The organism is Nonomuraea sp. NPDC026600, from assembly GCF_040638335.1.
Classification (GTDB): domain Bacteria; phylum Actinomycetota; class Actinomycetes; order Streptosporangiales; family Streptosporangiaceae; genus Nonomuraea.
The window spans coordinates 129,024-147,769 of record NZ_JBEZYD010000006.1 but is presented as its reverse complement, the minus strand read 5'-3'; the positions used below and the strand labels follow the sequence as shown (position 1 = coordinate 147,769).

Sequence of the window (18,746 nt, the reverse complement as noted above, 5' to 3'; positions counted from 1 at the left end):
CGTCAAGGACAAGGGACGATGCGGACAGACAACTCCTCTCTCTCGTGGCTCCTCTCGCACTCCGACCGGTCCAAGGTCCGGTTGCCGGGCACGGACAGAGCTCACGACCCGACGGCCACGCGGGAGATGGCCGACCGGGCGGCCCGGATGGTCGGGATCACCAGGGTCGCGGACATCACCCGGCTGGACACCATCGGAATCCCAACATTTCAGGCGATCCGGCCGACTGCCCGGACGCTCGCCGTGTCTCAGGGGAAAGGAATCACCCCCGAGCTGGCGAGGCTGTCCGCGATGATGGAGGCCGTCGAGCTCTGGCATGCCGAGCAACCCATGACGCCGGTGACGACGGCGCCCTCTCGCGACGTCATCGGGCACCTGGGCTATGACGTCCGCGACCTCCCGCTCTCCCCGCCGACCGTGCTGCACGACGGGCTGCCGCTGGACTGGGTCGCCGGCAGGTCGCTGACCGACGGCTCGGAGACCCTGGTTCCCAGGGATTCGGTGGGATTCTCCCTCATACGGAAGACCGGCTGGAACCCGCCGGTGTTCTTCGAGTCGACGAACGGCCTGGCCAGCGGAAACACGGCGGCCGAGGCCGTCCTGCACGCGCTGTACGAGGTGATCGAGAGGGACGCCGTGACCACGGCGCTGGCCGCCGGCGACAAGGGGGTCCTCGTCGACCCGGCGACTCTGGGGTCGCCGGTCGTCGACGAGTTGTGCGAGACGATGGCGCGGGCCCGGGTCTGTCTCGAAGTCAGGTCCCTGCCGTCGCCCACCGGGTTGCCGTGCTTCCTGGCCCGGATCTCCTGCGACGACTATCCACCGGCGTTCATGGGATTCGGCTGCCACCTCGGCTCGGAGATAGCGCTCACCCGGGCCGTCACCGAGGCCGCGCAGGCCAGGCTCGGCTACATCTCGGGCGCGAGAGACGACCTCCAGGCGGGCGTCCCCAACGGTCCGGGCGCGAGGCGCCGGCCCGTGCCCGCGGCGGGCACCGGCGAGGCGATCCCGGAACTGACGGCTCACAAGAGCCTGGTCGATGATCTGGAGGACGTGGTCAAGCGGGCCGCGGTCGCGTTCTCCGCCGCCCCTCTCGTCATCGATCTGACGAGGGACGAGATCGGCGTTCCCGTGGTCAGAGTGGTGGCGCCGGGAAGCCGCGTCACCCCGGAGGTGTTCTAGTGAGCCGCCAGAAGACAGTCGTCTACGCCGGGCCGACGATCTCTCATGACGAGGTCCTCGCCGTGCTTCCGGAGGCGCGGACGCGGCCGCCCGTGGCTCGGGGTGATCTCCTCAGGGAGGAGTGGGGCCGGGACGACACCGCCGTCATCATCGACGGGTACTACCGGGAGCGGCTGTCCGTGGGCCACAAGGAGATTCTCTGGCTGCTCAACGAGGGCGTGAACGTCATCGGCGCGGCGAGCATGGGGGCATTGCGGGCGGCGGAGCTGAGCCCGTACGGCATGCGGGGCGTCGGGTCCGTCTTCCGCATGTACGCGACCGGCGAGGTCGATGGGGATGACGAGGTGGCGGTCCTGCACGGGCCCGCGGAACGCGGATACCCCACCGGCACGGTGGCCATGGTCAACATCCGCTACGGCTGCCAGGAGGGAGCCAGGAGCGGCCTCGTTCCGGCGGCGACGGCCGAGCGGATCGTCGAAGCGGCGAAGTCCCGGCCCTTCGTCCACCGGACCTGGCACGAGCTGGAAGAGGCTCTGGGCCCGGAGGCCGGCGACGCGCTGAGCACGCTCGAGCGGATGATCGGGACGGGTGAGTGGGATCTGAAGCGGCTGGACGCGGTGGCGGCCCTGAGCGCCGTCGGCGGGCACCGAGCCGAAGCGCCCAGCGCGTGGGCGGCCGACGTGGCCCTGACGGGGATCACCCACTACGAGGCGCTGGCCTGGCGGTCGATGCGGGAGTACGCGCCGGGCCGGTGGATGTCCGATCTCGATGTCCTGGACGCGGCGCGGCTGTTCGGCCAGGACTACCCACGGCTGCACGAGCAGGTTCTGACCGGCCTCCTGACGGACTTCGCCGGCGCGCGGGGCCTGGGGCTGGAGGCGTACACGCGGGCCACGCTCGGGGTCGACGATCGTGCCGACGTGCCGCCCAGCCTCGCATCGTGGCTCTCCGAGACCGAGCGGGCCACCCTGTCCGCCGCCGAGCAACGCCGACTGGTCATGGTGCGGGTGTGGCCGGTCTGGCAGTCGGAGGACTGGCGGCCGATCGTCCTGGAGCGGATCCGGGAATCGAGCCGCTGGCCCGAGTGGTCCGATCTCGTCGCCTGTGCCGACGAGGCCGCGGAACAGACTCGCGGCCGGGTGGTCGTCCCGGCACCGGCGATCTGCGGACGGGTCTTCTCCCGCCACTGGAACGGGCCCGGAACGTCAGCGGAGGTCGAGCTGGCGCGGCGCGGGTTCCTCAGCATGGCGGATCTGGGACAGACCGTCAGCAGGTTCTTCGCACTGGATGTGCAGAAGGCCAAGGGGTGATGAGCGCGACCGGGCTTGAGCAGTCGTTCGACCCGACCGGCTCGGAGCATCGCCGGGACCCGCACCCGCTCTTCCACCGCATGCGCGAGCGGGCGCCGGTCTACCGCCATGCGAGCCCGGCGGCCGGTCACGCGTCCTGGTACCTGACCCGGTACGCCGACGTGCAGCGCGCCCTCCATGACCCGGACCTGGGGCGTCAACTCGACCGGCTGCCCGACGAACTGGCCGCCTTTCACCGCCGGTGGCAGAACGACCCACTGGCGATGGTGCGGCGGAACATGTTCAACCTCGATCCGCCCGACCACACCCGCCTGCGGCGGCTGATGGCGCCCGCGTTCGGCCCTCGGACGGTGGCGGCACTCGAACGGCGCGTTCATCAGGTCGTCGGCGAGCTGGCCGACGGCATGGCGGCCGCCGGAGACGGCGTCGACCTGATCGAGGCGCTGGCGCTGCCGCTGCCGATCCTGGTCGTCGCCGAGTTGGTCGGCTTCCCGATCGACGACCGGGCCCGGCTGCGCGGGTGGAGCGACGACATGCTGCGCAGCCGGGACGTGGCACTGGTGCGCCGCGCCGGAATCGGGTTCGTCGCGTACGTCAACGAGAAGCTCGACGAACGGCGGGCCCACCCGGGTGCGGACCTGCTGTCCCGGCTCGTCCGGTCGACGGAGATCAGCCACGCCGAGCTGGTGTCCAGCGTGTTCCAGTTGCTGCTGGCCGGGGACGAGACGACGGTCAACCTCATCGGCAACGGAGTGCTGGAACTCCTGCGCCACCCCGACCAGCTCGAGCGCCTCCGCGCCCGGCCCCGGCTGATCGACTCCGCGGTGGAGGAGGTGCTGCGGTTCAACGGCCCGGTCGGGCACTCCCGGCCGCTGTACGCGCTGACCGACCTGGGCATCGGGGAGTCCGTGATCCCCCGCGGTGACATCGTCATACCGGTGCTGCTGGCCGCCAACCGCGACCCGGCGGTGTTCCACCAGCCGGATGTCTTCGACATCGGCCGCACCCCGAACCGGCACCTGGGCTTCGGCCACGGAATCCACTTCTGTCTCGGTGCGGCGCTGGCCCGGCTGCAGGCCCGGGCGGCCATCGGCGCGCTGGTGCGCCGCTTCCCCGGCCTGGCCCTGGCCGTCGATCCGGCCGGCCTGGAATGGACGCCGGACCTGTTCCTGCATGGTGTACGCCGCCTGCCACTGCTGCTGGGGAAGGGTGCCAGCCGATGATCAAGGGGTACGGAGAGCTGTCCCGGATGGCGTTCGGCTACGCCACCTCGCAAATCCTGTACGCGGCCGTCCGCCTGGGCGTTCCCGACGCCCTTGCCGCCGGGGCCATGCCGGTCGACGAGCTGGCGCGCTCCATCGGGGCCGACCCGCGGGCGATGGAGCGGCTGTCGCGGGCACTGGTGGTCCTGGGGGTGGTCGATGAGGTGGTGCCGGGACACCTCGCGCTGGCCGCGCTGGGTCAGCCGCTGAGAGCCGACCATCCATGGTCGATGCGCTCCAGCGTGCTGCTGCTCGGCGACCCCGCGACCTGGCAGGCGTGGGGGGCGTTGACCCACAGCGTGCGCACGGGTGAAGCCGCCTTCGATCACGTGCACGACCAGCCGCTCTTCGACTACCTCGCCGGCCATCAAGATCTTTCGAGGATCTTCAACACGGCCATGTGCGAGGGCACCGAGCGCGTCGCGCTCGAGGCCGCCAGGGCCTACGACTTCACCGGTGCCCGCACCGTGGTCGACATCGGGGGCGGAAACGGCACGCTGCTCGCCGCGATACTGGCGGCCACGCCCGGCGTCCAGGGCATCCTGTACGACACCGCCGACGGCGTGGCAGCCGCCGCCGGGACGTTCCAGCAGGCGGGGCTGTTCGATCGGTGTTCCGTCGAAGTGGGCGACTTCTTCGAGGCCGTGCCCGAAGGCGATCTCATGCTGCTGAAAGGCGTCCTGCATGACTGGGACGACCAGCGGTGCACCGCGCTGCTGCGGAACTGCCGCGCTTCGATCGCGGCGGGCGGGCGCCTGCTGATCCTGGAACCGGTGCTGCCGTCCAGGCTCGACACGCCGGAGGCGGCCGGTGTCGTCATGAGCGACATCGCCATGCTCATCTACACCGGTGGCTGGGAACGCAGCCGAGCCGACTTCCACGACCTGCTCGCGGCCGGCGGGTTTCACCTGGCCGACGTCACGCCGCCGCTGCGGGGTTCGGCGATCCGGATCCTTGTCGCGGATCCGTCCTGAGTGCCGATCCCGCGGTCGCCGTTCCGACAAGCGCGGCCACAGGCAGTCATGGGTACCTCTCACATGCGGGTGGCGGGCTTGAGTAACCCCGCTGCTCTGGCTGTCCGCAGGGCGGGCGCGCATAGTGTGCCGGAAGAGCAACCGCGCTCAAACTCGGGTGGTCAGGTGGCACAACCGATGGAGTGCACCCCCACGGGCGAGGCCATGCCCGCTCTCCGGGTCGTCGTGGGCGAGCCGGACCGGGTGGTGCGCGCCAAGCTCAGGAGCGTGCTCCACATGGGCAATGGCATCTACGTGGTGGGCGAGGCGGGCGCCGCCGACCGGCTGGGCGACCTGGTCGTCCGGCATCGGCCGAGGGTGGCGGTCGTCAACGCGGCGCTGCGGCAGGCGGACGGCGTGGAATTCACCCGTATCGTCGCGGCGCAGGCGAGGAACCGGATGCGCGTGCTGGTGGTCTCCGAAACGCTGGACGAGGAGCTGCTCGGGCGCGCGTTACTCGGGGGCGCGGGCGGTTTCGTGCACCGGGCGTCGCTGTTCGAGGAGATCGTGCCCGCGATCCGGCTGGTCGCGGCCGGGCACACCTTCATCTCCAGCTCGATGATCACGCGGCTACGTGATCGCATCGCCGCGGTGACCACCGGGGTCGATCACCGGCTCGCGGAACTCACCCGCCGCGAGGCCGAGGTGCTGGTTCTCGTCGCGGCCGGCCTGTCGAACGCCGGCATCGCCGACAAGCTCGGCATCGGCACCGGAACGGTCCGTTCGCACCTGGCTCGCATCCTCACCAAGCTCTCGGCGGTGAACCGGGCGCACGCGGTCGGCATCGCGTACGAATCCGGCTTCATCACCGTCGGCTCGGCGCACCTCCGGCGCGAACACGGGTAGCCGAATTCCACCATGCGTACAGCGCGGGATGCTGCCTGACGGCCTCCTCCGTGGTGAGAAGGGGATCCGGCTCCCCCGTCAGCGCCCGTACCACCGCCGGGCCGTCTTTCGCGGCCCGCGTCAAGGTCTGCGCGCCGAAGAATTCGGCGGCGAGCTGCGGGCTGCTCAGCAAGGCCCGGGTCCTGCGGGTGACGATCTCGCGCTCGAACGCGGTCGCTTCCCGCCCGGCCGGTCCCCGGTCCTGCGCGACCGCCATCCGCCATGACACATCCGCCTCCGCCGTCATGGCCGCCTGCAACCCGGGGAAGGCCGACGGACCGAGCCCGCGCCGCGTCAGCTCCTTGTCCAGCCTGAGCGTGCTCAGGGCGGCGACCGACATCCCGTGCGAGTGGACGGGGTTCACCGCGACGACCGCATCGCCGATCGCGACGAAGCCGGCGGGCAGGCGTACGCGTTCGAAGAACCTCCGCCGGTTCGACGTGTCGCGGTACGGCCGGATGCCGCCGAGCGGCGTGGCCGCCGCCATGAGCTCCGCCACGATCGGGTCGCGCAGCGAGCGCGCGAAGTCCGCGAAGCCCAGCTCGTCCACGGGCGGCTCGCCGCCCCGGGTGCCGGTCAGGGTGACGATCCACCGGTCGTCCTCGATCGGGAACAACGTCGCCCCCTGGCCGGGCCGCCCGCTCACCGGACGCGGGTGGATCATGATGGCCGGAGTCTCACCGGCGAGGTCGGGAGGCGCCTGATAGACCCGGGTGGAGTAGGCCAGCCCGGAGGAGACGGTCACCTCCTCGATCTCCGCCACGCCGATCTCGGCCAGCCACCGTGGCGCCTTCGATCTCCGCCCGGTCGCGTCGACGACGAGATCCGCCTCGATGATCTCCGACGGAGCGCCCTCGCGCCTGACCGAGACCCCGGTGACCCGGCTCGCGTCTCCCACCAGGCCGAGCGCCTGCGTGCCCGGCCAGGTCGAGACGGCGCCCAGCGCCCGCTGCCGCACCACCTGGTCCAGGAGTCCCCGGCTGCACGAGATGAGGTACGCCTCGGTGTCCAGCCGCCGGAACCACCCCGCCGCGGCGAGGATCAGCGCGTCGCCGGGAAGGCGCCGGCGATGCGCGCCGCGGGCGAAGAGCGCCTCGAGGGTCCCCGGAAGCAACTCCTGCAGCGCCCGCGCGCCACCGGCCACGAGGACGTGGCTGTGCCGTGACTGGGGCAGCCCCCGCCGGGCACGGAGATCGGCCGGATAATGATCGTTCTCGATCACGATCACGTCGTCCGCGTGCCTGGCGAGCACGGCGGCGGCCAGCACACCCGCGAAGCCCCCGCCGAGGACGACCGCTCTGGTCATGCAGGCCTCACGCCGGACGCTCTTCGATCAGACCCTGTTCGATCATGCTGCCGAGGAACTCCTGTACGTCCTTCAGGATGCGAACGCTCACCGCGATGTTGTCCCCGGCGAACTCATGTGACAGCTTCGAGACGATCGGCTCCCGCTCCCCGTCGCTCGCGACGAGCGTCCATATCCGGGAACCTGTCTCGTTCAAGGTGCGGAATTCCCCGGTTTCGGCGTGGTAGAGCGAGATGCCGCCCGAGGTCTCCTGCCATATCACAGCGTCACTGATCTGGAGTGACACACTCCACCTCCTCTATACCGGTGTTATGGGAAGCAGCTCGCCGACCTTGACGGCGTCGGCCGAGGGGAGAACGTAGGTCTTCCAGTCGTCGAAGACCGGATGGATGTCGTCGTTGGCGAGCAGGCGGGGCGTCTGCATCCCGGCGTCCTCGGCGAGCTCCGCGGGATCGACGCCGGACTCCAGCCAGAGCTGCGTGACGATACCGTGCCGCAGGATCCTGCACTGGTGGCGGCTGTTGCGCCGCAGGTCCTTGGACTCGGCCATGTGAGCGGCGCGGCAGCCTCCGCCGCAGGACGACTTGATGTAGCACCTCGCGCAGTCGGCGTGGTAGTCGCCGCCGAACACGGAGCTCGTCCGCATGTCGTACAGGACCGGGCTGCCGAAGATCTCCGCCAGGGGCTGCCGTCGCACGTTGCCCGCGAGGTGCGAGCGTCCCGTGACGAGCTTGCACGGGTAGACGTCGCCCAGCGAGTTGATGTAGATCTCGTTCCCGCCCATCCCGCAGTTGGCCTTCACCGAGCACAGTTGCAGCGTCTTGGGCCCGTCCGGCAGCAGCTTGCCGGCCACAGGTGAGGTCCAGGTGAGCTGCTGGATCCTCAGATGGTCCTCCCAGCCGAAGTCGTACTCGTCGCTCTCGCCCCGGCCCAGGTTGTTGTGGTACATCAGCCGGATGCTGTCGACCTCGATCCCCTCCATGAACGAGGCGAAGTTCTCGAGCTCCTCGACGTTCTCCGAGGTGACGATGTGGTTGATCATCGGCGTTACGCCCACGTCGTTGAGCAGCCGCAGGGCTCGGTGGGTCTTGGCGAAGGAGCCTTCGCCCCGTGTGCGGTCGTGCGTTTCGGCCGTGCCGCCGTCGACGCTCACCGTGACCGCGTTGAACAGCTCGGCGAACCGCCGCGCCATCGCGGGAGTCCTGATCATGGTGGCGTTGGTGATGATGTTCGACCTCAGGCCGCTCTGATTGGCATGCTCCACGATCTGGAACAGGTCTTTCCTGAGCATGGGCTCGCCGCCGGTGAAGACCACGGTCGAGGCGCCGAAATCGGCGATCTGAGAGACCAGGCTGAGCGACTCCTCGGTGTTGAGCTCACCCGGCAGGCACTTCTCCGAGGACGCGTAGCAGTAGGGGCAGCGAAGGTTGCACCCGTCGGTGATGGCGTAGTAAGCCATGCGGAGCGGCGGCTCTTTCAGCTTGATCCGCGGATGGTTCCCGTTGTAGTAGACGATCCACGCCAGAACGAGTTTCGCGAGGGTCCGATCGGTCTCAGCGGTTTCTTCGAGCCGAGCGTAGGGCCGGGCCAAGGTCTGCAGGACGCCGAACTCCCGCGAATCGAGGACACACCGACCGCCGGAATGCGGGTTGACGACCAGATAAGCCCCATCGTGCATGAAATAGGTGAGGTCTTCTGGTACGTCGAACAGCGAGTGGTTCCGGGCCAGCTTCCCAGACATCCATTTCCCTTCACGCTCTCTGCGGCAGGAGCGACCCCGGCCATGTCCGGCGACATGCGACCGGGACCGCACCCGTGAGCCGTCGAACTAGGAGGCCGGCTTGGCCGGCCCGCTGGACCCGGAGCCGGACCAGGCTCCGCACAGGCACGACGCCTCGGCCTCGCCCTCGTTGTGCGCCTCAACCTCGGGCCGCTCCCACTGCCCACCCGCCATCACCAGAGGCAGTGCGGTGGGCAGCTTGCCCTTGAGCGAGATGAGCAGGTCGGTTTCCTCTTTGGTCAGGGTGGCGAACGCCGCCTCGACCTCCGCGGCGATCGGGTCGTTCAGGACGCCGGCTTCACGCAGAGCTTCCTTCGGATCGAAGGCCATGCCTTCACCTCTCCGTCTTAGGGGGATGCGTTGCAGGTCGAGTATCGGCTGGCGATGCGGAGGCGACACAACCCCACAAACGTGGGCTCACCGCCTTTCACCTGGCAGAGCGCCGACCACACGAATGTGGGTGTCCGGATCTCTTGCGATCGCCGATGAGCCGTTTCAGGCTTGTGGTTCATGAACGGAACCGGATCGGGCGGGTTCGACGCACTGGCCACGCTGCGGGCGGCCGGGCATCCCATCGACCTGCTCGATGAGCGGCAGCGAAGGGTGTTCGCCGAGCTCACGGCGACCGAGGTCGCCGTACTGAACTCGATCAAGAAGCGTCTGGACGACCACGCCGGCGAGGTGGAAGGACAGGAGCTCAAGCTCGTATGAGCGACAGGGACCCACGACCCACCCGTCGTCACATCGTGGTCCTGTTCATCGACATCGTGGGGTCGACGGAGCTCGCCGAGCGTCTCGACCCCGAACTGCTCCTGCGGATCCTCGATCGCTACTACGCCGCCTGCAGGACAGAGATCTTCGAGCACGGCGGCGCGGTGGAGAAGTACATAGGCGACGCGGTCATGGCGGTGTTCGGCGTCCCGGTGAGCCGGGAGGACGACGCGCTCCGGGCGGTCCTAGCCGCGGACGCGGCGATGTCGGCCGTGCGCCGACTCAGTGCCGAGATAGCCCCCACCCACGGAGTCCGGCTGGACGCCCATTGCGGCATCGCCTTCGGCGAGGTGATGGTCGCCGACGGATCCGGCTCGAACGTGCGGGTGATCGGTGACGCGGTCAACACCGCGAGCCGGCTGCAGTCCGCGGCGGGAGCCGGCGAGATCCTCCTGGGGGACGACGTGGCCCGCCTGGTCAGGCAGCACGCGCTGCTGGACGGCGTCCCCCCGCTCACGCTGAAGGGCAAGAGAGATCCGGTACGGGCGTGGCGGCTCATCGCCGTGGAGCCCGATCGCGGCGGGCCGGAGACCGACACGATCCCGTTGATCGGCCGGACCGAGGAACTGCACCAGCTCACGCGCTTCCATGACCGCGCCGCACGCGACCGGCAGTGCTGCATGGCGACCCTGCTCGGCGTTCCGGGCATCGGCAAGTCCCGGCTCGTCAGGGAATTCCTGACGAACCTGCCCGAGGACGTGACCGTGCTCACCGGCCGGTGCCCGTCCTACGGCATCGGCGCCACGTACCGGCCCATCACGGAGCTGCTCGAGGCCCTCAACGGCGAGTGGCCCGCCCTCGCCGAGGCCGTGGGCACGGAAGGCGCGCGGGCGTTGCGCGGCCTGGCGTGCCTCGGTGACGCGGACTACGAGGACACTCCCGGGGTCGCGGAGATCGCGCAGGCCGTACGATCGCTCTTCGAGGTTCTGGCGCGGGACCGGCCGCTGGTGGTGGTGCTGGACAACCTGCAGTGGGCCGAGCCGACCCTCCTCGACCTGATCGAGGACTGCGCGGCGTGGCTCGCCGACGTGCCCGTGCTGCTCGTCTGCGTCGCCCGGCCCGAGCTCTACGAGGCCCGCCCCTCCTGGGGCGGAGGCATGACCTGCGCCATGTCGCTGGAGCTCGGCCCGATGAGCCCGCCGCACATGACCCGGCTCGTCGCCGAGCTCCGCGCCGAGCGGGCGGACGTCGTCGCCCACGACGACGACGGCACGTATCAGCGGGTGATCCACGGTTCGGACGGCAACCCGCTCTTCGCCGAGCTGATGCTGGAGACCCTCGCCGAGGGCGCCGTCGCCCTCCCGCCCACCATCCAGGCGCTGCTCGGGGCCCGGCTGGATCGGCTGGGCGGGGCGGAGCGCCACATGCTCGAAAGGGCCGCGACCATCGGGCAGTCCTTCACGGTGGAGCAGTTGGAGACCCTCTTCGACGGCGAGCCTCCCCTGACGGCGACTCCGCTGCGGCGGTTACAGCGCGACCGCCTGATCCGTCGGGGTGCGCTCCTGGGATCGTACGAGTTCACCCAGACCCTCACCCGGGAGACCGTGTACGCGCTGACGAGCAAGGAGGTGCGCGCGGACTGGCACCGAAGGCTGGCCGACTGGTTCGGCGACCGGGCCGCCGACGCCTCGGACGACGCTCCCTTCGCCGGCTCGGCATCCGGAGACGTCAGCCGGCACCTGCTGGCGGCCTGCCGCCTCACCCGGCAGGTACGCCCCGGCGATCCGTTGCTGCCCGAGCTGACCGACCGGGCCGCGGACCGGCTCATCAGGGACGGCGGTCAGGCGTTGCACCGCAGAGACCTGCCCGCGGCGATCGCGCTGCTCGAGCAGGGACGGGAGATGCTGCCCCCGGGCAGGGACGAGCATCGATCACTGGCCGTTCGCATCAGCGACGCGAAGCTGGCACGGGGGGAGGCCGTCGCGGCGGCCGCGGCCCTGGACCGCGCGGAAGAACTGCTGCCGGAAGACCCGCGGAACCGGCTCACCTGCGTGATCCAGCGGGAGGTCCTCGCCCTCCGCTCGGGCGCCCGCGCGCCGGAACTCGAGTCCCTTCGCGGGCGGCTGGCGCTCGACCCCCGAGACGACCTGAGCTGGTGCCGGTTCCACCAGCTCCAAGCCCTGATCCACATCGAGGACGGCCGTTTCGGCGCCGCCGACCGGGCGCTTCGGGACGGGCTCGAGCGGGCCCGGCCGATGGGCGACCGCTACGAAGAGGACCGTCTGCTCGGCGGGCTGTGCGAGCTGGTGCAATGGTCCTCCACCCCGGTGCCGGAAGGGCTCGCGCTCTGCGCCGGCCTGCTGGCCCGGTTCGCCGGCGATCGCGCCCTGCTGGTGCCGGTGCTCCTGACCAGGGCCCGCCTGCTCGCGCTCTCCGGCGACCTCGGCGGCGCCCGCGAGTCGCTCGACACGGCCGGCCACTACGCGGAGGAGCTGCACCTCGGCCTCTCGGCGATCGCGGTCGTCCAGGTGCGGGGGCTGGTGGAATCCCTGGACGGGAACCACGAGGTCGCGAGGGGCCTGTTCACGCGGGCCGCCGCCGCGCTCCGTGCGGCCGGGCACGGAGGGTCCGCCGCCACCCTGGAGGTCTACGCGGCGCGTGAGACCCTCCGGCGGGGCGACGTCCGGCAGGCGGCAGGGGAGCTGGCGCGGAGCGAGGCGGGGGTTCCTCAGCTCCGCGGCGAGCTCACGGCCATCGTGATGAGAGGCGCGATCGCATCGCTCAACGGTGCGCACGCGGACGCGGTGAGCGCCGCGGAACGCGCGACCGCGCTGCTCGAATCGACCGATGACCCTTGTCTTCAAGGGGACGTCCTGGTGGAGATCGCCCGGATCCAGCGGGCCGCCGGACGCGACCCGGCCGAAGCCGCCCGGCGCGCGCTCGACGCGTACCTGAGCAAGGGCGCGAGCCTGCCGGCGCGGCGAGTCCGTGACTGGATGAAGGGACTGTCATGAACACGCCGCCCTGGCGCCGGGACCAGCGGGCGCACTTCCCCGGGGTGCCCGCGTGGGGGCTGGCCACCACCCGGCAGGCCCCGGAGTCCTTCCAGATCAGCCCGCTGGCGGAGGTGACCAGGGAGTGGGCATGGGGCGGGTCCGACGGCACGGGAGTACGCGTGTGCGTCGTCGACACGGGCGTGGCGGGCGACCATCCCAAGATCGGCGACCTTGACCGGTCGGTCGAGGTCGTCCGCGGGGACGAGGGCGGGCTGACCGTCGCCGAGTGCGCCCCCGTCGACCCCGCGGGGCACGGCACGGCCTGCGCCGGCGTGATCAAGTCGGTCGCCCCCGGCGCGGCGATCACCTCCGTCCGCGCGCTCACCGACGGGAAGTCCGGCACCGGCGACGCCCTCGTGACCGGGCTGCGCTGGGCCATCGACGAGGGGTTCGACCTGGTCAACCTCAGTCTTTCCAGCACGAAGTCGGCCCTGCGGGAATCCCTGCACGAGCTCGCCGACCGCGCCTACTTCCGGCGTTGCCTCCTGGTCGCCGCGGCGCACAACATGCCGGTGCTCAGCTTCCCGTGGACGTTCTCCTCGGTCGTCTCGGTGGCCAGCCACGACGAGGCGGACCCGATGACGTACTACTACAACCCCGCGCCGCCCGCGGAGTTCCTCGCGCGAGGGGTCAGGGTGCCGGTCGCCTGGCCCGGCGGCCGGGAGATCCGCAGCACCGGCAACAGCTTCGCGGCACCGCACATCACCGGCATCTGCGCGCTCATCCTGAGCAAGCATCCGTGGCTGACGCCGTTCCAGCTCAAGACGGTCCTCTACCTGGCCGCGGACAACACCACGACGCACAACGGAGAGGCCCATGTCCGCTGACTTCTCTGACTCTCCCGAGTCCCTCGACGGCACCGAACACCGGCTGCTGCAGTCCATCGTCGAGGTGGCCCGCCACATGTTCGGCGCCGCCGCCGCGTCCATCTTCCTCGTGGATCCGGACACCGGTGACCTGGTCTTCGAAGCCGTGTCGGGCGCGGGCGAGAAACAACTGGTCGGGAGCCACTTTCCGGCGGGAACGGGGATCGCCGGCTGGGTCGCGGCGAGCGGGCAGCCGATGGTCGCGGACGACGTGTCGGCCGTGACGCAGTTCGCCCAGGACGCCGCGGAATCCACCGGTTACGTCCCGCGGACCATCATGGCGGCGCCGCTCATCCGGTTCGAGGAATGCGTGGGCGTCCTGGAGGTGCTGGATCGCACGGCCTCCCGCAGCGATCTGGACGACGTGGAGCTCCTGGGCCTGTTCGCCACGCAGGCCGCCTGCGCCCTGGAACTCCTGCTCCACGTACGACGGAGCGATGACCGGGAGCCCGACGGCGACCCGCACGTCCTCCTGCGGCGGATCGGCGAGAGGCTGCAGGGGAAGGCCCGGTCGTCGGAGGCGGCAGCCGTACGCCTGCTCGCCATCGCCGACGACCTCCTCGCACCGTAACGGTCGCCGCACCTCCCAGGATCGACGTCGACGCCACCCCCCTTGAGCGGCCTCAAGCGGGGGCCGTTGGCGTGGCTGGACGCCGCCACGTCACCTTCCGGCCACGCCTGTTTGAAGGGCGTCAAAGGGGAGAACCCTTCACATGGAGCTGATCAAGGACCTGCTTGAGTTTCAGGTGGAGGGACGCGGCACGAGGATCGCCGCTCGACTCATCTCCGGTCAGGGCACGACGTCGCAGTGTGACGACATCCGGAAGGGACGACATGGCAGACAGCCATTCGCACGACGCACGCCCCGGGAACTTATGGCCACTCGTCGGGCGCGCCGCGGCGCTGCGCACGGTCATGGACGCGGCGACGCAGGCGGACGTCGGCGGTGTGATGATCGTGGGACCACCGGGTGTGGGCAGGACGCGCCTGGCCAAGGAAGCGGTCACGCGGCTCGCCGCGGCGGGCCACCCGACGGCCTGGGCGACCGGGACCCGGGCCGCCGGGGCGATCCCCTTGGGCTCATTGCTGCACCTGGCGCCCCCACACGATGCCGCGGGCCCCGTCACGGGGCACATCTTCGGCCAGATCGTGGAACGGTTCAGTGCTCCCACCGGGAAGCGGCCCATATTCGTCGTGGACGACACCCATCTGCTCGACAACGTCTCGGCCGCGCTCGTCTATCAGCTCGCCGTGCACACAAGAACCTTCGTCCTGCTCACGGTACGGCAGGGGCAGACGGCGCCCGACGTGATGACGGCGTTGTGGAAGGAAGGGGTGGCACGCCGCGTCGAGCTGCGGCCGCTGAGCGACAGCGAGATGGACACGCTGCTCGAACGCGGCCTGGGCGCTCCGCTGGACGCCGTCACGCGGCACACGTTCCGCCGCCTGTCCGCCGGCAACCCGCTCGTGCTGCGAGAGCTCGCCCAGTCCGCGCTGGAGGGATCCGCGCTGCTGCGGCTCGACGGCCTCTGGCATCTGGGCGGTCACCTGCAGATCACCGGCCGGCTCGGTGATCTGATCGAGGCGCAGATGCAGGTCGACGATCCGGCCGTGCTGGCCGTGCTCGAGGTGCTCGCCTGCAAGGAGCCGCTCGGCCAGCCCGTGCTCGAGGACCTCACCGGGCACTCCGCCGTGGTGCAGGCCGAACGGCAGGGGCTGGTGATGGTCGAACCCTCCGGAGCGCGCCACCAGACGCGACTCACGATACCCGCGTATGGGGAGGTCATCCGGGCGCGCATGCCACGCGCCCGAGCGCACGCGATCTGGGCGCGGCTGGCCGAGTCCCTCGCCGCATCGCCACGCCGTCGCGCGGACGACGCACTCGAGCTGGTCATGTGGCGGCTCACCGCGGGCCGCGACTCCTCCGGGCCGGAACTGCTGGCCGCCGCGGAACGCGCCGCCGAACGGTTGGACCTCGATGTCGCCGAGCGGCTGGCGACCGCGTCCGGTGCCGCCGACGGCGGGGTGGACGCGAACCTGACCCTGGCCGAGGTGATGGCGTTGCAGGGCCGCTTCGTCGACGCGGCCGACGTACTCCCGGCTCCAGAGGAATGCGACAACGAGGAACGCGCCGACCGGCGGGCGATACTCAGGGAGAAGATCGAGTACTGGCAGCATGAAACCGCACCGGCTCAGGGGAATCCGACCGGCGAACGGGCGGCGGAGGCGGTGCGAGCCTGGACGATGCTGATCGAGGGACACGTCGCGGGATCTCTCTCCATCGGTACGGCACTGCTCACCCGGCCAGGACCGCGGCTGCCGGCGGAGGCGACGGCACGGGCGGCCACCGCGGTCGTGATCGCCGCGGGTCTCATGGGAGACATCCGCCTCGTCGAACGAGCGAGCGCCACCGGCCTGGAGGTCGCCTCGGCGCACCGGATCGCCTCGCCTTGGACCCAGGCTCAGGTCGGCGCCGCCAGATGCCTCGCCCTCCTGCTGGCGGGCGCGCTCACCACCGCGGCCAAGGCCGTGGAAATCGCCTATCGAGAAGCCGTCGAGACGCAGCTGGCGGCACCCATGGTCGGCGTGTGGGCGATCGTGCGCGGCGTGGTGGCGAAGGCCCAGGGACGGGTGAAGCCGGCACAGCAGGCGCTGCGCGAGGCGGTCGTGTTACTCGGCGAGCACGACCCGCTGCGATTGCAGGGCGTCTACCTGGCCGAACTGGCCGGCGCGCACGCGATGGCAGGAGACACCGTCCAGGCGGAAGCGTGGCTCAGCCGAATGGACGGCTGCCCACCACCACGGGGTGCGCTCTTCGACGCCTGGATCGAGCGCAACCGCGCCTGGGTCGCCGCCGCCGCGCTCGATCTCCCCAACGCCGCCGGCCACGCCCTCAGGGCCGCGAAGACCGCGGGCAAGGCCGGAGCGCCGATGCTCGAAGCCCTGGCGTTGTTCGACGCCGCGCGATTCGGCGCCGCGAACGAGGTGTGCGACCGGCTGCACCAGGTCGCCAGGGACACCGCCGCACCTGCGACGGCGGCCTTCGCCACGATGGCCACCGCGCTCGCCACGGACGACGCCCACCTGCTCGCGGAGGCGGCCGAGAGGCTTCATCGCCTCGGCCATCTGCTGCCCGCCGCGGAGGCGGCCGCGACAGCCCACCGGTTGCATGCCGGGGCGCGTCGGCGGACAGCGGCCAAGGCCACACTCGTGTTCGCTCGTGAACTGCTGACCGCGTGCGACGGCGCCCGCACGCCGCTGACGGACCTGACGGGCAGCGAGGTGTCGTTGACTCCCCGGGAGCTGCAGGTGGCGAAACTGACCGCGGCGGGATTGCCCGGTCGTGCCGTCGCCGACCGCCTCGGCCTCTCGCTCCGAACCGTCAACAACCATCTGGGCCGGGTGTACGCCAAGCTCGGGGTGTCCGGGCGCGACGCCCTCGCGCAGGTGCTGGGCCAGCCGGATGGCGAGGAGCCCCCTGCTCAGGAGCTCCTCCGGGGTGATGCCTGCCGAATGCGGCCCAACTAGCCGCATTACCTGGCATGTAATCGACACCACCCCTCGGCCGATGTCAGCGTTCTCTCATGACGAGCAGCAAAGAACTGATCATGTCCGGCTTCGCGGAGTTCGCCGCCGGCAACATCGAGGTCCTTGAGACGCTCCTGCGAGAGGACTTCATCGAGCACAGCCCGGGCAACCCGTCGGGCAGACGGGCCTTCATCGACTTCATCAAGAACTCTCCCCTGGCCAGCTCGCGCCTTGAGCTCAAGCGGGTCGTCGCGGAGGGCGATCTCGTGGTGATGCACTATCACCTGATCCCGCGAGAGGGCGGTCGCGGGCTGGCGGTCGCGGACTTCTGGCGGCTCGAGGACGGGCTGATCGTGGAGCACTGGGACGTCGTCCAGCCGGTCCCCGAACCGGAGGAGGTGCCGCACGGCATGTTCTGACGGGTTCTACCCGCGTCCGGCCAGGTACCAGTTCGCAGTCACAGCCAGTACGTGTCGTGTTCGCGGAAGAACTCCGCCCTCTCCTCGTCGCTCTTGCCCGCCAGGGTGAGCAGCCCCTCGAAGTATCCCTCTCGTGGCGCGCCCGGCGCGAAGTGCAGCAGCATCGATGCCGGCGCGCCCGATTCGTTACGGAACGCGTGCACGCCACCCTCCGGGACGTGCACGAAGTCGCCCGGCGTCGTGTCGATCCAGCGCCGCCCGTCGTAGATGCGCACGGTGCCGGACAGGATGAAGAACGACTCAGAGATCGACCGGTGGAAGTGCGCCGCGGGGCCACTGGGCTCTGGCCCCATTTCCCAGCGGTAGAGCCCGAACTGCCCGTTGGTCGACGCGCCGGTCGCCAGGTAGTGCACCGTGTTGCCGCTCGGGTAGATCAGCTCGGGAACCGCGTCCGGGCGCCGATACGTCGCCCCCGGCTCGCCGGTTTCCCCGTGGTAGGTCGGTGGTGGATAGGTCATAGCTGTCCTGTCTTCATCTGAATAGTGATGCGGAGACCCGGTCCTCGGCCGTCACACATGCACGACGATGATCCGTCGTTCCTTGGGGCAGCCGGGGTCCTCCACCAAACGACTCATATCATCAGGATCGCTGGTCAACAGCACAGCCGGGCGAGTCAGAGACAGCGTGGTCGCGGCGACTATGGCGTCTATGGCGCAGCGGTGACCCGACAATCCGGTTTCGCCTAGTAGCTCACCAGCACGACGAGCGACCTCTTCCGTCACCGGCACTCTGTTCACTCGAGTCAGCACACGGTGGACCAGAGCATCACGCGCACCGCCACGCAGCACTTCGGCAAGGGTGATCGCGCTGACCGCGACTCTGGCGCCTCTGCTGCGGGCGACTTCCAGATAGGCCCGTACCCGTGCATCACCTACCGCGAGCTTGGACAGACCTTCGCTGTCGAGGACCAGCGTGCCGCCAGTGGCTACCCGGCGTCCGGCCACGCCGCCTCCGCCTCCGCCACGAACTCCTCAGGAATGGCTCCATGATCGGCTTTGAGCAGGGAAGACAGCTCAGCCAGCAGATCCAGCTCGAATTGGCGCGCCACAGCCGCGGTCACGTATTGGCTGAACTCACCTCGCCCCACATGCTGCTGCACGGCCGCGGTCAAATCCTCGGGCATGGAAACACTGATCTTGCGCGCCTTGGCCGAGCGCTCTGGGCGATCACCATGGGCGACCAATGCATCCTCGAGACGTGCCGCCCTCTCCTGAAAGATCGGAGATGTCCTTCCCACGTCGTGCACGAACGCCAGCATGGCCGCGAGATCAGCAGGTGCGACGTTCATGGATGCGGACGAACTCATGAGGGCTCGTAGCCGGCGTTCAAACTCACGGTCTGGCTCAGCGTCCATAAAGCGATGCTACC

The 18,746-nt window shown here is 70.2% G+C and carries 18 protein-coding genes; 11 read left to right on the top strand and 7 right to left on the bottom strand.

Annotated features, from left to right (window positions below; translation table 11 throughout):
- Positions 1–18 precede the first annotated feature (18 nt).
- The 5 genes from AB0F17_RS16420 to AB0F17_RS16400 all read left to right on the top strand — a co-directional run bounded on the left by AB0F17_RS16420 (position 19) and on the right by AB0F17_RS16400 (position 5,613).
- On the top strand, positions 19–1,182 hold the full coding sequence (locus AB0F17_RS16420) for a YcaO-like family protein (RefSeq protein WP_358022827.1): 1,164 nt from the start codon (positions 19–21) through the stop codon (positions 1,180–1,182).
- Positions 1,182–2,492, top strand: a complete 1,311-nt coding sequence (locus AB0F17_RS16415; RefSeq protein WP_358022824.1) for a TfuA-like protein — start codon at positions 1,182–1,184, stop codon at positions 2,490–2,492. Before AB0F17_RS16420 ends, AB0F17_RS16415 begins: the two co-directional genes overlap by 1 nt.
- On the top strand, positions 2,492–3,715 hold the full coding sequence (locus tag AB0F17_RS16410; RefSeq protein WP_358022821.1) for a cytochrome P450: 1,224 nt from the start codon (positions 2,492–2,494) through the stop codon (positions 3,713–3,715). Before AB0F17_RS16415 ends, AB0F17_RS16410 begins: the two co-directional genes overlap by 1 nt.
- Positions 3,712–4,728 carry a methyltransferase gene (locus tag AB0F17_RS16405; protein ID WP_358022819.1) on the top strand — a complete coding sequence of 339 codons (1,017 nt, stop codon included), beginning with the start codon at positions 3,712–3,714 and terminating at the stop codon, positions 4,726–4,728. The genes AB0F17_RS16410 and AB0F17_RS16405 overlap by 4 nt, the downstream gene beginning before the upstream one ends.
- 165 nt (positions 4,729–4,893) lie before the next feature.
- Positions 4,894–5,613 carry a response regulator transcription factor gene (locus AB0F17_RS16400; protein ID WP_358022816.1) on the top strand — a complete coding sequence of 240 codons (720 nt, stop codon included), beginning with the start codon at positions 4,894–4,896 and terminating at the stop codon, positions 5,611–5,613.
- On the opposite strand, the gene AB0F17_RS16395 is transcribed toward AB0F17_RS16400, so the two are convergent.
- From AB0F17_RS16395 to AB0F17_RS16380, 4 genes are all read right to left on the bottom strand, one after another.
- Positions 5,573–6,958, bottom strand: a complete 1,386-nt coding sequence (locus AB0F17_RS16395; protein WP_358022813.1) for an FAD-dependent oxidoreductase — start codon at positions 6,956–6,958, stop codon at positions 5,573–5,575. The two genes, AB0F17_RS16400 and AB0F17_RS16395, sit on opposite strands and share 41 nt — an antisense overlap.
- A 7-nt stretch (positions 6,959–6,965) precedes the next feature.
- Positions 6,966–7,244 carry a PqqD family protein gene (locus AB0F17_RS16390; protein ID WP_358022810.1) on the bottom strand — a complete coding sequence of 93 codons (279 nt, stop codon included), beginning with the start codon at positions 7,242–7,244 and terminating at the stop codon, positions 6,966–6,968.
- A 12-nt stretch (positions 7,245–7,256) separates the two neighbouring features.
- Positions 7,257–8,699 carry a StsB family radical SAM/SPASM domain sactipeptide maturase gene (gene stsB, locus AB0F17_RS16385; RefSeq protein WP_358022807.1) on the bottom strand — a complete coding sequence of 481 codons (1,443 nt, stop codon included), beginning with the start codon at positions 8,697–8,699 and terminating at the stop codon, positions 7,257–7,259.
- An 87-nt stretch (positions 8,700–8,786) separates the two neighbouring features.
- The gene (locus AB0F17_RS16380) at positions 8,787–9,068 is read right to left on the bottom strand and encodes a StsA-related sactipeptide RiPP (protein ID WP_358022804.1); all 282 of its coding nucleotides are present in this window, start codon (positions 9,066–9,068) and stop codon (positions 8,787–8,789) included.
- 180 nt (positions 9,069–9,248) lie between these two features.
- On the opposite strand from AB0F17_RS16380, the gene AB0F17_RS16375 reads away from it, so the two are divergent.
- The 6 genes from AB0F17_RS16375 (at position 9,249) to AB0F17_RS16350 (ending at position 17,318) form a co-directional block, all read left to right on the top strand.
- Positions 9,249–9,449: an aroma-sacti cluster domain-containing protein gene (locus AB0F17_RS16375; protein ID WP_214635615.1), complete on the top strand. Its 201-nt coding sequence runs from the start codon at positions 9,249–9,251 to the stop codon at positions 9,447–9,449.
- Positions 9,446–12,463, top strand: a complete 3,018-nt coding sequence (locus tag AB0F17_RS16370) for an AAA family ATPase (RefSeq protein WP_358022801.1) — start codon at positions 9,446–9,448, stop codon at positions 12,461–12,463. The genes AB0F17_RS16375 and AB0F17_RS16370 overlap by 4 nt, the downstream gene beginning before the upstream one ends.
- Positions 12,460–13,332, top strand: coding sequence for a S8 family serine peptidase (locus tag AB0F17_RS16365; protein ID WP_358022798.1), 873 nt, complete (start codon positions 12,460–12,462; stop codon positions 13,330–13,332). Before AB0F17_RS16370 ends, AB0F17_RS16365 begins: the two co-directional genes overlap by 4 nt.
- Positions 13,322–13,942 (top strand): GAF domain-containing protein, encoded by a 621-nt coding sequence (locus tag AB0F17_RS16360; RefSeq protein WP_358022795.1) that lies wholly within the window; start codon positions 13,322–13,324, stop codon positions 13,940–13,942. Before AB0F17_RS16365 ends, AB0F17_RS16360 begins: the two co-directional genes overlap by 11 nt.
- Positions 13,943–14,205: 263 nt before the next feature.
- A complete protein-coding gene (locus tag AB0F17_RS16355) occupies positions 14,206–16,899 on the top strand; it encodes a LuxR C-terminal-related transcriptional regulator (protein ID WP_358022793.1) in 2,694 nt (897 codons plus the stop codon).
- A 56-nt stretch (positions 16,900–16,955) separates the two neighbouring features.
- Positions 16,956–17,318 (top strand): nuclear transport factor 2 family protein, encoded by a 363-nt coding sequence (locus tag AB0F17_RS16350; protein WP_358022790.1) that lies wholly within the window; start codon positions 16,956–16,958, stop codon positions 17,316–17,318.
- A 38-nt stretch (positions 17,319–17,356) separates the two neighbouring features.
- On the opposite strand, the gene AB0F17_RS16345 is transcribed toward AB0F17_RS16350, so the two are convergent.
- Genes AB0F17_RS16345 through AB0F17_RS16335 form a run of 3 tightly spaced genes read right to left on the bottom strand, consistent with a single transcriptional unit; the run spans position 17,357 to position 18,732 of the window.
- Positions 17,357–17,836: a cupin domain-containing protein gene (locus AB0F17_RS16345; protein WP_358022787.1), complete on the bottom strand. Its 480-nt coding sequence runs from the start codon at positions 17,834–17,836 to the stop codon at positions 17,357–17,359.
- A gap of 51 nt (positions 17,837–17,887) precedes the next feature.
- Positions 17,888–18,322 (bottom strand): PIN domain-containing protein, encoded by a 435-nt coding sequence (locus AB0F17_RS16340; RefSeq protein ID WP_358022784.1) that lies wholly within the window; start codon positions 18,320–18,322, stop codon positions 17,888–17,890.
- Positions 18,304–18,732, bottom strand: coding sequence for an HD domain-containing protein (locus tag AB0F17_RS16335; RefSeq protein ID WP_358022781.1), 429 nt, complete (start codon positions 18,730–18,732; stop codon positions 18,304–18,306). Before AB0F17_RS16335 ends, AB0F17_RS16340 begins: the two co-directional genes overlap by 19 nt.
- Between the last annotated feature and the right edge of the window lie 14 nt (positions 18,733–18,746).